Source organism: Corallococcus sp. 4LFB, assembly GCF_046520365.1.
Taxonomy (GTDB): Bacteria; Myxococcota; Myxococcia; order Myxococcales; family Myxococcaceae; genus Corallococcus; species Corallococcus caeni.
The window spans coordinates 1-13,420 of record NZ_JBKGHJ010000221.1; the positions used below are offsets into that span (position 1 = coordinate 1).

Consider the following 13,420-nt stretch of genomic DNA (forward strand, 5'->3'; position numbering starts at 1 on the left):
CTGCCTGGGGCTCCCTCCGCTCCGGCCGCGCCGTCCGCCGCTCAGGCGCGTCCGGAGAGCATCCGCATCGAGGACTCGCTGCCGGAGCCCAGCGGCGCGGAGGAGATCTCCCTGGACATCGGCGGACCCTCGCCGGCCACTCCGCCCGCGCGCGCCCGTCCGGCCGCGGATGGCGGCGAGGCGCAGCTTCGCGAGGCGCTGTCGAAGGCGTCCCGCGAGGTCATCGAGAAGATCGCCTGGGAGGTCGTCCCGCAGCTGGCGGAGACCATCATCCGGGAAGAGCTGGAGCGGCTCATCAAGGACCGCGAGACCCAGCATTGATTCGCAGTCCCCCCTGATTCCCCGCCGGCCCCGTCGGGGGCCGGCGCTTGCAATGACTGACACGACTGAACTGTCCAAGGCCTACGAGCCCTCCGAGGTGGAGGCGCGGTGGTACAACCACTGGCTGGAGCGCGACTACTTCCGCGCCGAAGCCCCTTCCGCCAAGCCGCCGTTCAGCATCGTGCTGCCGCCGCCCAACGTCACGGGCAGCCTGCACATCGGCCACGCGCTCACCGCCACCATCCAGGACATCCTGACGCGCTGGAAGCGCATGAGCGGCTTCAACGCGCTCTGGCTGCCGGGCACGGACCACGCGGGCATCGCCACGCAGATGGTGGTGGAGAAGGAGCTCAAGAAGACCGAAGGCAAGAGCCGCCACGACCTGGGCCGCGAGGCGTTCCTCGAGCGCGTCTGGACGTGGAAGGGCAAGTTCGGCGCGCGCATCGGTGAGCAGCACCGCTACCTGGGCGCGTCGCTGGACTGGAGCCGCGAGCGCTTCACCATGGACGAGCAGTCCTCGGCCGCGGTGCGCGAGGTGTTCGTCCGGCTGTACGAAGAGGGCCTGATGTACCGGGCCCAGAAGCTCATCAACTGGTGCCCCTCCTGCCGCACGGCCCTCTCCGACCTGGAAGTGGAGCACGAGGAGAAGAACGGCTCGCTCTGGCACATCCGCTACCCGGTGAAGGACAGCGACCGCTCGCTCACCGTGGCGACGACGCGCCCGGAGACGCTGCTGGGCGACACGGCGGTGGCCGTGCACCCGGATGATCCGCGCTACCTGGGCCTGGTGGGCCGCAGCGTGTCCCTGCCGCTCACCGACCGCGAGATCCCCATCATCGCGGACGCGGAGCTGGTGAACATGGAGTTCGGCACGGGCGTGGTGAAGGTCACGCCCGCGCACGACTTCAACGACTACCAGACGGGCCTGCGCCACAAGCTGCCGATGCTGTCCATCCTGGACGAAGCGGCGCGGATGACGAAGGACACCGGCAAGTACGCGGGCCTGGACCGGACCGAGGCGCGCAAGCAGGTGCTGGCGGACCTGACGGAGCTGGGCCTCCTGGAGAAGGAGGAGCCGCACAAGCTGAGCGTGGGCACCTGCCAGCGCTGCGCCACGGTGGTGGAGCCGCGCCTGTCGCCGCAGTGGTTCATCAAGATTGAGCCGCTGGCGAAGCCGGCCATCGAGGCCGTGCAGCAGGGCCGCACGAAGTTCGTCCCGGAGTCGTGGACGAACACGTACTTCCACTGGATGAACAACATCCACGACTGGTGCGTGAGCCGCCAGCTGTGGTGGGGCCACCAGATCCCCGCGTGGTACTGCACGGCGTGCACGCCCCCGGAGGAGCGCTCGAAGGACACGGCGGACGTCATCGTGTCGCGCACGACGCCGGAGTCCTGCCCCAAGTGCGGCGGCACGGAGCTGACGCAGGACCCGGACGTGCTGGACACCTGGTTCTCGTCCGCGCTGTGGCCGTTCTCCACGCTGGGCTGGCCCAGGCAGACGGCGGACCTTAAGACCTTCTACCCGACGTCCGTGATGGAGACGGGCCACGACATCATCTTCTTCTGGGTCGCCCGGATGATGATGATGGGCCTGCACTTCATGGGCGATGTGCCCTTCCGCACCGTGTACCTGCACGCGATGGTGCGCGACGAGAAGGGCGAGAAGATGTCCAAGACGAAGGGGAACGTGATTGATCCCCTGGACGTCATCCTCGGCGCGAAGGCGGACGCGCTGCAGCCGTCCTTGCGCAACCGCTTCCCCCAGGGCATGCCCGCGCACGGCGCGGACGCGCTGCGCTTCACGCTGGCGTCGCTGACGCAGCAGGGCCGCGACATCAAGCTGTCCATGGATCGCCTGGGTGGCTACAAGGCGTTCTGCAACAAGCTGTGGAACGCCAGCCGCTTCGCCCTGATGAACATGGGCGACTTCAGCCTGGACCGCACGCCGCTGGAGGGCCGCAAGCTGACGCTGGCGGACCGGTGGATCCTCTCCCGGCTGCAGAAGGCCACGGAAGAGACGCGCGCGTCGCTGGAGGCGTTCGGCTTCGCGGAAGCGGCCTCCACGCTGTACCAGTTCCTGTGGGCGGAGTTCTGCGACTGGTACATCGAGCTGGCGAAGGGCTCGCTGTACGGCGAGGACGCGGAGGCCAAGGACACCACGCGCGCGGTGCTGGTGACGTGTCTGGACCGCATCCTGCGGCTGATGCACCCGTTCATGCCGTTCATCACCGAGGAGATCTGGCAGAAGCTGCCGATGTCCCGTCCCACGGAGAGCATCTGCATCGCGGCGTACCCGGAGCCGGAGGCGGCGTGGGTGGACGCGGCCGCGGAAGGTGAGATGGCGCCGGTCATCGCGGCCATCGAGGGCCTGCGCACGCTGCGCGGCGAGAGCAACCTGCCGCCATCCGCCAAGGTGAAGGCGGTGGTGCAGAGCCCGGACGCGACGACGCGCGAGCTGCTGGAGCGGTGGCGCGCGTACCTGATGCCGCTCGCGGGCCTGTCCGAGGTGGTGGTGGGCCCGCCGGGCGCCAAGCCTCCGCAGGCGGCGGCGTTCGTCAGCGGCAACCTGGAGATCTACGTGCCCCTGGCGGGCTTGGTGGATCTGGACGCGGAGCGCGACCGCCTGAAGAAGGAGATCGCGCGCGCCGAGCAGGAGCTCGCGAGTTTGCAGCGCAAGCTGGACAACCCGAACTTCGTGGCCCGTGCTCCGCCGGACGTGGTGGAGAAGGACAAGGCCCGGGTGACGGAGCTCCAGGAGCGCACGGTCAAGCTGCAGGATCACCTCCAGCGCATCGCCCCGGAGCCCCCCATGTCCGAGACGCCGTCACCGTTACCGGGCAGCACCGAGTCCGAAGCCCCTGAAGCGTCCGAGACCCTCGCGCCCGAGAGCGCGCAGGTGAAGGTGGCCGCCGAGCCGCGGGCACCGAAGGACGAAGGCGTGAACCTGGGCCAGGAGCTGAAGGGCGAGCTTGAAGCCGAGGAGGCTTCTCAGGCGCCCAAGGCGGCGGATCCGGTGGTGGAGGAGGCGCTCAACAAGCTGCGCGAGGGCACCAAGGAAGGGCTGTCCGCGGCGGACCACCACGACCTGGGCGTCGCGTACATGAGCATGGGCCTCGTGGACGACGCGATGCGCGAGTTCGACCGGGCCAAGGAGGGCGGCGACGCCCGCGAGGCGCCGGAGGGCTCGGCGAAGCCGGTGAAGAAGCCCGCCGCGAAGAAGGCTCCGGCGAAGAAGGCTCCGGCGAAGAAGGCCTCGGGCAAGAAGCCGGCCGCGAAGAAGGCGGCGGGGAAGAAGGCCCCCGCGAAGAAGGCCGCTGGGAAGAAGCCGGCCGCGAAGAAGGCGGCGGGCAAGAAGCCTGGCGCGAAGAAGGCGGCGGGGAAGAAGGCCGCGGGCAAGAAGACAGCCGCGAAGAAGGCCGCCGCGAAGAAGTCCGCGGCGAAGAAGACCACTCGGGGCAAGCCGCGCGCAAGGCGCGCCGGTAGGAGGCGGAAGTGCAGCAGGATTATCTCGATCGGCTCATCGCGCTGTCCCTCGACGAGGACCTGGGGGCGGCGGGGGACGTGACCTCGCTGGCGGTGGTTCCCGCTGACGCGGAGGGCAGTGGTGAGCTGGTCGCGAAGGAGCAGATGATCGTCGCCGGCCTGGATGCCTTCGTCCGCGTCTTCCACATGGTGGACGCGGAGGTGGAGGTGGAGGTCCTCAAGCGCGACGGCGAGGAGATCAAACCGAAGGTGGTCGCCGCGCGCGTCCACGGCAAGCTGCGCTCGCTGCTCGCCGCGGAGCGCACCGCGCTCAACCTGGTGCAGCGCGCCGCCGGCATCGCGACGCTGGCCCAGCAGGCGATGACCTCCGTGCGCGGGTCGAAGCTGCGGGTGCTGGACACGCGCAAGACGCCGCCGGGCATGCGCGGGCTGGCGAAGCACGCGGTGCGCATGGGCGGCGCGTCCAACCACCGCTTCGGCCTCTTCGACGGCATCCTCATCAAGGACAACCACATCGCGGCGGTGGGTGGAGACATCACCGAAGCGGTCCGCCGCGCGAAGCTGAACGGCCCCCGGCTGGTGAAGATTGAGGTGGAGGTCACCAACTTCAAGCAGCTGGAGGAGGCCATCGCCGCGGGCGCGGACGTCATCATGTTGGACAACATGGACGACGCGCAGATCCGCGAAGCGGTGAAGCTGACGGCGAGCCGCGTGCCCATCGAGGTCTCGGGCGGCGTCACGCTGGATCGGCTGCCCCGGCTGGCGAAGCTGGGCGTGGACTTCGTGTCCATGGGCGCGCTGACGCACTCGGCGCGGGCCATGGACCTGTCGCTGGAGATCGCGACGACGAAGAAGAGGCCCGCGCGAAAGTCACGCGCCACGCAGGGCTGAAGCGGCACTTCATTCCAGGTTGAGGACATGGGCAGGCCGGTCAGTGACGATTGACCCGCCTGCCCATTGTCATTGGCGAGCCCTCGCATCCTTTGAGGGCAGCGCCAACTCACTGAATGCAGGTCGCGGCGCTCCCCATCCACCCCTAATGGTCCGAGCGAGCCCTCAAGGGCTCAGGCCGAAGTGTGTTCAAATGCCAAAAGCCTCATTGGATTTGTGCCTGTTCTTGCTTTGAGCTGTGCTGCTGTTTCCCCAATCCAATGCGTGGAGCGCGGATTGCGGAGCAGGGGATGAAGTCAGCTGCTCGATGGCCAATTGAATTCGTTGGGGAGGCGTCAATTGGTTTCGCCCGGCGGCGATAGTCTTGGGGATTGGCTTCCGTGACGATCCGATTGGATGATCTGATGGCCAAAGCGCGCGTTGCGGTCCGCGAGGCCTTGGCCGGTTATCCGCCGGTCCCGGCGGCCTTCCGGCAGGAACTGACGATTGGCGTGGAAATCGATGGCAATGAGCGTGTCTTCATTCTCTACAAGGCTGGACAAGGGCCCGAGGATGCGCTTGTTATTGCGCGAGCCGTCTTGAATGCCTCGACTGGAGACGTCAAACAGGTCGAGGTGTTTCCGGAGCACTGGAAGTGACAGTGCTCCTCCTGCGCACCTTCATTTCACCAACGCCTCGGCGCGAGGCTTGCCCTCCGCCGAAGCGGGCATCCCCATCTCCAGCAGCGCGGAGAGGGTCGGGGCCACGTCCACGGGGTTGATCTCCTCCACGTACAGGCCTGGCTTCACGCCCTTGCCCGCGAACACCACCGGCACCTGCGTGTCATAGGAATACGGCGTGCCGTGGTTCGTGCCGCGCGGGTAGTCGCTGATCACCTGGAACGGCTTCGCCATGAACACCACGTCGCCGCTGCGCATCGGGTAGTAGCCGCGCCGCGTCGCCGCCAGGAGCCCATCCGGATCCGCCGCCGTGGCCAGGTCGTCCTTCGCCACCGCCCACACGGTGTAGGGCTGCTTCGCCAGCCACGCCGCCGCCGCGCGCCGCACCGCCGCGGCGTCCACCTTGCCGTCGTCCAGCGCCTTGCCGCCCAGGTACACGTCCAGCTCCAGCAGCTTCACCGTCACGTCCACGCCGAACTTCGCCTTCAGCTCCTGCGCCAGCCCCTTCGCCGCCTCCACCGGGTTGAGCCGCGCCGCCGGCACGCCCGCCTGCGCCCACGCCTCCGGGATCTCCGCGCCGCCGTGGTCCGCTGACAGCGCGATGACCAGGTTCGCCTTCCCGCCCGCCGCGCGCTCGGCGGCGGCGATGAGCTCGCCGATCGCCTGATCCAACCGCAGCATCGTGTCCTGCATCTCCCACGAGTACGGCCCGAACGCGTGGAACACCGCGTCCGTCCCGCTGAAGCTCACCGCGAGGATGTCCGGCACGTCGTCCCTGCCCAGCCCTTCACCTGCAATGGCCGCCTTCGCCGCCTGCACCAGCAGGTCATGCGACAACGGCGACACCGCGAACGCCCGGTACGACGCGGGCCCGGGCGCCTGGAGCCCGCCCTTCAGCACGTGCGGGAACACGCGCCCCATGCCGTAGGCCTCCGGCTCCACCGCGCGGTCGTCGTCGCCCGCGTATTCAGCGCGCGGGCGCAAGAGCTCCCACGTCTTGCTGAACCCCGCGTCCGCCAGCTTGCGCGCGTTGAACGCCTGCATCCACGCGGGCTCCGTCTTCGCGTACCAGGTGCTCGTCACCATCCGCCCCGTGGCCTCGTCGAACCACCACGCCTGGCCCTGCCGCCCGGCCAGCGGAATGGCCGCGCGCGACTTGAACGACAGCGCCACCACCTTGCCCCGCCCTTGCGTGGACACGCGCAGCCGGTCCGCCAGCGTCTCCGCCAGCAGGTTCACCGGGCTCGTGTCCGACCCCGGGGGCGTCTGCCCGTTCAGCACCGGATGCGTCGGGTCCGTGTAGACCTGCACCGCCTGTCCGGCCGCGCGGTCGTAGACGTCGTTGTCCACGATGCCGTGGCGCCAGGGGTTCGCGCCCGTGGCGAGCGTGGCGTGGCCCGGGGCCGTGCGCGCCTCCGCGTAGGCGTACCGGGCGTAGGGGTAGTACGCGCCCGTGGAGAGCAGCCGGCCCAGGCCCCCGGTGAGGCGCGGACGGCTTCGGAGCAGGAGGTCGCTGCCCATGGCGTCCACGCTGATGAACAGCGTGAGCTTGGGGGCCCTGGCGGCAGCCGGCAGGGCGAACAGGACGAGGAGGGCGGCGAGGAAGCGCGACATGGTGCGGCAGCCTCTCCGGCCGGATGAACAGAAGCAACCAACATGCGCGCCCACCGCTTGGACACGTCACCCCGCCCTGATATGGGCGGCTCAATGGTCGAGGCACGGCTGCGCGTCATCTACGGCGACACGGATCAGATGGGGGTCGTCTACTACGCGAACTACTTCCGCTACTTCGAGTTCGCCCGCAGCGAGTTCTTCCGCGCCCACGGAGGCAGCTACCGCGAACTGGAGAGCACCGGGCTGCTGCTGCCCGTGGTGGAGGCCAGCGCCCACTACAAGGCGTCCGCGCGCTACGACGACCTGCTCCTCATCCGCACCACCCTGGGTGAGTTGCGCCGTGCGTCACTCGTGTTCACCTACGAGCTGCTGCGCGACGGTGACTCGCCCACGCTGCTGTGCACCGGCCGCACGATGCACGCCTGCGTGGGGCGCGACGGCCGCCCTCAGCGGCTGCCCCAATCCATCGCCCGCCTGAAGGCCGCGGACGACACCGACACCTGAAGCGTTTTTCCCTTCCCGAATTCCCGAACGAGGAGCACCCGACAATGGATCGCAACCTGGCAATGGAGGTCGTGCGCGTCACCGAGATGGCGGCCATCGCCTCCGCCCGGCTCATGGGCCGCGGCAACAAGGACGAGTCCGACCAGGCCGCCGTGGACGCGATGCGCCGCGCCTTCGACGCGCTGAACATCGACGGCACGGTCGTCATCGGAGAGGGCGAGCGCGACGAGGCGCCCATGCTCTACATCGGTGAGCGCGTAGGCGCCCGCGCCGCCGGCGCCCCCGAGGTGGACATCGCCCTGGACCCGCTGGAGGGCACCAACCTGTGCGCCTACGGCCGCCCGGGCTCCATCTCCGTCGTGGCCATGTCCAGCCACGGCGGCCTGCTCAACGCGCCCGACACGTACATGGAGAAGATCGCCGTGGGCCCGCGCGCCCGGGGCGCCATCGACCTGACGAAGTCCCCCACGGAGAACCTGCGCTCCATCGCGGAGCGCATGAAGCTCTACGTGGAGGACCTCACGGTCATGATCCTCGACCGCGAGCGCCACGCCGACCTCATCAAGGAGGTCCGCGCCGCGGGCGCCCGCGTGCGCCTCATCGAGGACGGTGACGTGGCCGGCGCCATCGCCACCTGCTTCGAGGGCTCCGGCGTGGACGTGCTCATGGGCATCGGCGGCGCGCCCGAAGGCGTCATCGCCGCGGCCGCCATCCGCGCCACCGGCGGCGACATGCAGGGCCGGCTCGTGCCGCGCAACCAGGGCGAAATCGAGCGCTCCAAGAAGATGGGCATCACCGACATCCACAAGATCTACACCGCCGAGGAGCTGGCCCGCGGCGAGGTGATGTTCGCCGCCACGGGCGTCACGAGCGGCGACTTCCTCAAGGGCGTGCGCTTCTTCGGCGGCGGCTGCGAGACGCACTCCGTCGTCATGCGCAGCAAGACGGGCACCGTCCGCTTCATCCAGTCCATCCACAAGTTCGACAAGAAGCCGGGCTACGCGCCGTAAGCTGTCCGGCAAGCCCAGTCCTTCACGCCTTTTCGGAGACACCGTCATGGCCGGCGCCACGCGCACCATCACCATCAACGCCCCCGTCGAGAAGGTCTTCGACATCATCACGAACTACGACCGCTACGCGGAGTTCCTCCCGGAGGTGAAGAAGGTCTCCACCTCGCAGCGCCAGGGGAACACCGTCCAGGTGCACTACGAGGTCGATGTGGTGAAGCGCATCCGCTACACCATCCGCGTCACCGAGGAGCGCCCCAAGCGCATGTCCTGGACCTTCGTCGAGGGCGAGGTGATGAAGGACAACAAGGGCAGCTGGACGCTGGAGCCCGAGGGCGAGGGCAAGACGCGCGCCACCTACAACGTGGAGATGGCCCTGGGCGCCCTCATCCCCAAGGCCATCATCAACACCCTCACGGAGACCCAGCTCCCCAAGATGCTGGAGGCCTTCAAGCGCCGCGCGGAAGCCCCCTGACGCCTTTCGTCGACGGCCTTCGTCACCGCTGACGTTCCGCGTCAGCTCTCCGCCCGCCAGCCTGCCTTCCCACGCGGCCCACGCCGTGCAAGGGAGCAGGAGGGCGGGCGGGCCCTTTTCGGCTGGAACCGTGCCGCGCGAGGGCGGGGGGGCCACCTGAAATGAGTCGTGTTGCGGCGCGCGGTGAGCGCATTAGGATCAGGCGAATTTTGAACGTCCACGGACGTCTCCCTGACATCCGTGGCACGGCTGCCCTGTCCCGGATGTCGGGAGCTGGACGAGCAGCCATGCGGAATCAGGGCGGCGTCCCCACAAAGAAACCGGGGTTCTTAATTTGCATCAAAGAGATGTGGAAGTGGTAAGGGGGCGGGACGGCGGGCGTACATCGGGGTACGTAGGCTGAGGGAGAGACCGAACCCATGCTCGACGCGTTCATCATTGAAGAAATCAAGCGCCGCGAGCGGCTCCGCCGCGAGGATTACGAGCGGCCGGTGGTGGAACTCCCACTGCCCGCACCCGATGACCGTCCCCACCGGAGGACGGACACCGAGGATGAGAAGCCGTCGCGAGGCGTCGTCGTCATCGACCTCCTCGGCTGATGACCCACCCCACCCGTGGCCCCGGAGCCACGGCGTGTTCTCAAGCCCGCGGACGGGCCGTCCCTCAACCGGCGGCCCCCGCGGGCTTCGCATTTGCGGGGTTTCCGCTAGGCCGGGGCCAGCAGCAGCAGGTGCCGGGGGTGGTACACCTCCCACAGCACCGTCCCCTTCTGGAGGGGGTTGTAGGGCTGGAGGGCCAGGAGGACCTGCTCTCGCCACTCCTCTGGCAGCGCCCCTTCACCGTGGAAGGCGCCCACCAGCGCTCCGGTGACGGAGGCGTGGACCTCCGTGTCGCCGCCCCGGTGGATGACGTCCAGGAGCGCGGCCTCCGCCGTGGGCACGTGGAGCAGCTCCCAGAAGGCCAGCCGGAACGCGGCACGCACCGCGTTATCGCCGGGCCGGTGCATGTGCAGCTCCGGGCCGTAGAGCTGCGGGTCGTCCTTGGCCGCCAGGGCCAGGTCCTCGCGCAGGAGGCCCGCGGCCTGGGACACCTCCTGGACGTAGTCCTTCTCCTGCTTCCCCAGGGCGGCGGCCGCCAGGGAGATGCCCACCTCCGCGGCCGGCAGCAGGTCCGCGGCCTTCAGGTGCGGCCCCCCCGTCACCGCCTTGGCGATGGCGGCGCACAGCCCCGCGCTGGCCAGCTGGCTGCGCGGGTCGAAGTGCGTGAGGGCGGTGTCCTCCAGCGCGGCCCTGGCCAGGGCGAAGGCGTCCCTCGCCAGCACCACGCCCAGGGGCACCACGCGGGGCAGGGCGCCCGCGGGGGCCTGGCGGCGGAAGTTCTTCTGCCAGACGCGCTTGCCGGCGTCCTTCAGCTGGGGCGTGAGGCTCGCGTCACACTCCTGGAACAGCTCCCGCATGGGCTCGCTGACGCAGAGGGCGTGCGGCTGCCAGGCCCGGTAGCGCTTGAGCGCGTCCCCCGCGTCGTAGCGCTTGAGGTCGCGCAGGCTCAGGGCCAGCGCCACCGCGAGCTGGGTGGGCTCCGTCACCTGCCCCTTGCGCAGGTCGTGCTGTCCGCCGCCGTGCATGCCCTGGTACGGCCCCTCGGCGAGCTGGGGGAAGGCCGGCGCGTAGAAGGGCCTTCCCGCGGTGGGCACGGCCAGGGCGTTGCCGATGGCGAGGCCCAGCAGGGCACCCCGGGCGCGTTGACCGGGAAGCGGGTCGGGGCCCGTGGCGCGGCGCTTGGGAGGAGGCGGCATTCGGCGGCTGGACACTGTAGCAGGCGGCCCGTGCGAGCGCGCTTGCCCGTTCCGGCCGTGCCTCGTAGAAACGGCCGCCTATGACCGAGATCGCTCAAATCCTGGCGCGTGAAGTGCTCGATTCCCGTGGCAACCCGACGGTGGAGGCCGAAGTGCTGCTCGTGGGCGGCTCGCGTGGCCGCGCGACGGTGCCCTCCGGCGCCTCCACCGGCGAGCACGAGGCGCACGAGCTGCGCGACGGCGACAAGGGCCGCTACCTGGGCAAGGGCGTGCAGAAGGCCGTGGACCACGTGCGCGACACCATCGGGCCCGCGCTCATCGGCATGGACGCCGTGGACCAGGTCGCCGTGGACCAGCGGATGATTGAGCTGGACGGCACGTCCACCAAGTCCAAGCTGGGCGCCAACTCCATCCTCGCCGTCTCCATGGCCGCCGCGCGCGCCGCGGCGGACGCGCACGGCCTGCCGCTGTACCGCTACGTGGGCGGCCTGCAGGCGCGCACGCTGCCCGTGCCGCTGATGAACATCCTCAACGGCGGCGCGCACGCGGACACCCGCGTGGACGTGCAGGAGTTCATGGTGGTGCCCGCCGGCGCGAAGACCTTCGCGGAGGGCCTGCGCTGGGGCGCGGAGGTGTTCCACGCGCTCAAGAAGATTCTGAAGGGCCGCAAGCTGGCCACGGGCGTGGGCGACGAGGGCGGCTATGCCCCGGACCTGCCGGCCAACGAGGAGGCGCTCAAGCTCATCATGGAGGCCATCGACGCCGCGGGCTTCAAGGCGGGCGAGCAGCTGTTCCTGGCGCTGGACGTGGCCGCGAGCGAGTTCTTCGACAAGGGCTCCAAGAAGTACAAGCTCAAGGGCGAGGGCAAGGAGTACGACTCGCAGGGCCTCCTGGAGTACTACCGGGGCCTGACGCAGAAGTACCCCATCATCTCCATCGAGGACGGCATGGCGGAGGATGACTGGGAGGGCTGGAAGAAGCTCACCGACGCGCTGGGTGACAAGGTCCAGCTCGTGGGCGACGACCTCTTCGTCACCAACGTGGAGCGCCTGTCCAAGGGCATCCAGACGGGCACGGCGAACTCCATCCTGGTGAAGGTGAACCAGATTGGTTCGCTGACGGAGACGTTCGACGCGGTGCGCATGGCGCACAAGGCGGGCATGACGTCCATCATGAGCCACCGCTCCGGCGAGTCCGAGGACACCACCATCGCGGACCTCGCGGTGGCGCTGGACTGCGGGCAGATCAAGACAGGCTCGGCGTCGCGCTCCGACCGCGTGGCCAAGTACAACCAGCTGCTGCGCATCGAAGAGGAGCTGGGCGCCGGGGCGCGGTACGCGGGCCGTACGGCCTTCCGCTCGCTCGCGAAGAAGCAGTGACCGTGAGCACTTCGCGCCCCCGCATCCTCGTCTCCAACGACGACGGCTACTTCTCCGAAGGGCTGCAGACGCTCGTGGAGGCGGTGAGCCCCCTGGGCGAGGTGTGGGTGGTGGCGCCTGACCGCGAGCAGAGCGCCGCCTCCCATGCCATCAGCCTGCACCGGCCGCTGCGCATCAAGGAGGTGCGCGAGCGGTGGTTCGCCGTGGACGGCACCCCCACGGATTGCTCGTATCTGGCGGTGAACCACCTGCTGAAGGACAATCGTCCCCAGCTCATGGTCTCCGGCATCAATCACGGCGCGAACCTGGCGGACGACGTCACGTACTCCGGGACGGTGGCGGCGGCCATGGAGGCCGCGTTCCTGGGCATTCCGGCCATCGCGTTCAGCCTGGTGACACGGGGGCCGTTCGACTTCGGGCCGGCGGGCCGCTTCGCGCGGGCGCTGGTGACGGAGGCGCTGTCGCGGCCCCTGCCGCCCCGGATGCTCCTCAACGTGAACATCCCGGGCGGCGTGGAGCCGGACGGCTACGTCATCACCCGGCAGGGGCGGCACTCCTACGGCTACAACGTCGTGGAGAAGGAGGACCCGCGCGGCCGCAAGTACTACTGGATTGGCGGCACGGAGTACGCGCACGAGGACATCCCGGGCAGCGACTGCAACACCGTCTTCGACGAGAAGCGCGTGTCGGTGACGCCGCTGCACTTCGAGATGACCGACCACGGGCGCATCCCCGAGCTGTCGGGGTGGAACCTGCAGGGCTTCACGCGGCACGGTTCGGGCGGCGGTGCCTGAGGTTGGGGCCGAGCGGCTCCAGCCGAGCGGGCAGGGCGCTCTGGGTGTTGCTCGCGGCCGCGCTGTGCAGCGGCTGCGTGGGCACCCAGGCCGCTTCCTCCTCGCGGCTGGACACGGCGGACGCGCGCTCCGCGTCCACGAGTGACGGCAAGCCGCTGTCGTTCGCGCTGAGGCCCACGCACGAGGAGCCGGAGCTGGTGGCGGTGCGCCACCGCGTGGCCCCGGGCGAGACGATGTACCGCATCGCCAAGACGTACGGCATCACGGTGGAGGAGCTGGCGCGGGCCAACGGCGTCAAGGATCCGCGCGAGCTGTCCGTGGGCCAGGAGCTGATGATTCCGGGGGCGGAGCCCCCGAAGTACGGCGACCCGGGCCCGCTGTCCGACGAGGAGCCGGAGCTGGTGCTCTCGAAGCCGGGGCAGGCGCCGGTGTCCACGCCGCGCCGCTCGGTGCCCGCGGTGTCGCGCCGCGAGCAGCCGCCGCGTGCGCGCGTGG

The 13,420-nt window shown here is 69.6% G+C and carries 12 protein-coding genes and 1 pseudogene; 11 read left to right on the forward strand and 2 right to left on the reverse strand.

The window, feature by feature from the left end; translation table 11 throughout:
• The 4 genes and pseudogenes from ACLEQD_RS22725 to ACLEQD_RS22740 all read left to right on the forward strand — a co-directional run.
• Positions 1 to 321, forward strand: a pseudogene (locus ACLEQD_RS22725) (response regulator); the annotation flags it as partial.
• A gap of 52 nt (positions 322 to 373) precedes the next feature.
• Positions 374 to 3,889 (forward strand): valine--tRNA ligase, encoded by a 3,516-nt coding sequence (locus ACLEQD_RS22730; RefSeq protein WP_410386684.1) that lies wholly within the window; start codon positions 374 to 376, stop codon positions 3,887 to 3,889.
• A complete protein-coding gene (gene nadC / locus ACLEQD_RS22735; RefSeq protein ID WP_410386686.1) occupies positions 3,817 to 4,698 on the forward strand; it encodes a carboxylating nicotinate-nucleotide diphosphorylase in 882 nt (293 codons plus the stop codon). Before ACLEQD_RS22730 ends, nadC begins: the two co-directional genes overlap by 73 nt.
• A 380-nt stretch (positions 4,699 to 5,078) precedes the next feature.
• Positions 5,079 to 5,336 carry a hypothetical protein gene (locus tag ACLEQD_RS22740; RefSeq protein ID WP_410386688.1) on the forward strand — a complete coding sequence of 86 codons (258 nt, stop codon included), beginning with the start codon at positions 5,079 to 5,081 and terminating at the stop codon, positions 5,334 to 5,336.
• Positions 5,337 to 5,357: 21 nt separating this feature from the next.
• Here the strand turns inward: ACLEQD_RS22740 and ACLEQD_RS22745 are convergent, their stop codons facing one another.
• A complete protein-coding gene (locus ACLEQD_RS22745; RefSeq protein ID WP_410386689.1) occupies positions 5,358 to 6,971 on the reverse strand; it encodes an alkaline phosphatase family protein in 1,614 nt (537 codons plus the stop codon).
• A gap of 93 nt (positions 6,972 to 7,064) precedes the next feature.
• Here ACLEQD_RS22745 and ACLEQD_RS22750 point away from each other — a divergent pair, with 93 nt between their 5' ends.
• From ACLEQD_RS22750 to ACLEQD_RS22765, 4 genes are all read left to right on the forward strand, one after another.
• On the forward strand, positions 7,065 to 7,475 hold the full coding sequence (locus tag ACLEQD_RS22750; RefSeq protein ID WP_410386697.1) for an acyl-CoA thioesterase: 411 nt from the start codon (positions 7,065 to 7,067) through the stop codon (positions 7,473 to 7,475).
• A 44-nt stretch (positions 7,476 to 7,519) separates the two neighbouring features.
• Positions 7,520 to 8,485: a class II fructose-bisphosphatase gene (gene glpX / locus ACLEQD_RS22755; protein ID WP_410386690.1), complete on the forward strand. Its 966-nt coding sequence runs from the start codon at positions 7,520 to 7,522 to the stop codon at positions 8,483 to 8,485.
• A 46-nt stretch (positions 8,486 to 8,531) separates the two neighbouring features.
• A complete protein-coding gene (locus tag ACLEQD_RS22760) occupies positions 8,532 to 8,957 on the forward strand; it encodes a type II toxin-antitoxin system RatA family toxin (RefSeq protein ID WP_014396139.1) in 426 nt (141 codons plus the stop codon).
• A gap of 419 nt (positions 8,958 to 9,376) precedes the next feature.
• Positions 9,377 to 9,556, forward strand: coding sequence for a hypothetical protein (locus ACLEQD_RS22765; protein ID WP_171412519.1), 180 nt, complete (start codon positions 9,377 to 9,379; stop codon positions 9,554 to 9,556).
• A 107-nt stretch (positions 9,557 to 9,663) separates the two neighbouring features.
• Here the strand turns inward: ACLEQD_RS22765 and ACLEQD_RS22770 are convergent, their stop codons facing one another.
• A complete protein-coding gene (locus ACLEQD_RS22770) occupies positions 9,664 to 10,752 on the reverse strand; it encodes an ADP-ribosylglycohydrolase family protein (protein WP_410386691.1) in 1,089 nt (362 codons plus the stop codon).
• Positions 10,753 to 10,832: 80 nt separating this feature from the next.
• Between ACLEQD_RS22770 and eno the strand changes: the two genes are divergently transcribed.
• From eno to ACLEQD_RS22785, 3 genes are all read left to right on the forward strand, one after another.
• Complete coding sequence (gene eno, locus ACLEQD_RS22775; protein ID WP_410386692.1) at positions 10,833 to 12,131, forward strand: phosphopyruvate hydratase; 1,299 nt, start codon at positions 10,833 to 10,835, stop codon at positions 12,129 to 12,131.
• Between the two features lie 2 nt (positions 12,132 to 12,133).
• Positions 12,134 to 12,925 carry a 5'/3'-nucleotidase SurE gene (gene surE, locus ACLEQD_RS22780; RefSeq protein WP_410386693.1) on the forward strand — a complete coding sequence of 264 codons (792 nt, stop codon included), beginning with the start codon at positions 12,134 to 12,136 and terminating at the stop codon, positions 12,923 to 12,925.
• Between the two features lie 44 nt (positions 12,926 to 12,969).
• On the forward strand, positions 12,970 to 13,420 hold a 451-nt coding region (locus ACLEQD_RS22785; RefSeq protein ID WP_410386695.1), incomplete at its 3' end, for a LysM peptidoglycan-binding domain-containing protein.

Excerpts from the sequence above, each read along its gene's own strand:
- ACLEQD_RS22730 (WP_410386684.1), top strand. The coding sequence starts at position 374 with ATGACTGACACGACTGAACTGTCCAAGGCCTACGAGCCCTCCGAGGTG.
- ACLEQD_RS22745 (WP_410386689.1), bottom strand. The coding sequence starts at position 6,971 with ATGTCGCGCTTCCTCGCCGCCCTCCTCGTCCTGTTCGCCCTGCCGGCT.
- ACLEQD_RS22750 (WP_410386697.1), top strand. The coding sequence starts at position 7,065 with ATGGTCGAGGCACGGCTGCGCGTCATCTACGGCGACACGGATCAGATG.
- glpX (WP_410386690.1), top strand. The coding sequence starts at position 7,520 with ATGGATCGCAACCTGGCAATGGAGGTCGTGCGCGTCACCGAGATGGCG.
- ACLEQD_RS22760 (WP_014396139.1), top strand. The coding sequence starts at position 8,532 with ATGGCCGGCGCCACGCGCACCATCACCATCAACGCCCCCGTCGAGAAG.
- ACLEQD_RS22765 (WP_171412519.1), top strand. The coding sequence starts at position 9,377 with ATGCTCGACGCGTTCATCATTGAAGAAATCAAGCGCCGCGAGCGGCTC.
- ACLEQD_RS22770 (WP_410386691.1), bottom strand. The coding sequence starts at position 10,752 with ATGCCGCCTCCTCCCAAGCGCCGCGCCACGGGCCCCGACCCGCTTCCC.
- eno (WP_410386692.1), top strand. The coding sequence starts at position 10,833 with ATGACCGAGATCGCTCAAATCCTGGCGCGTGAAGTGCTCGATTCCCGT.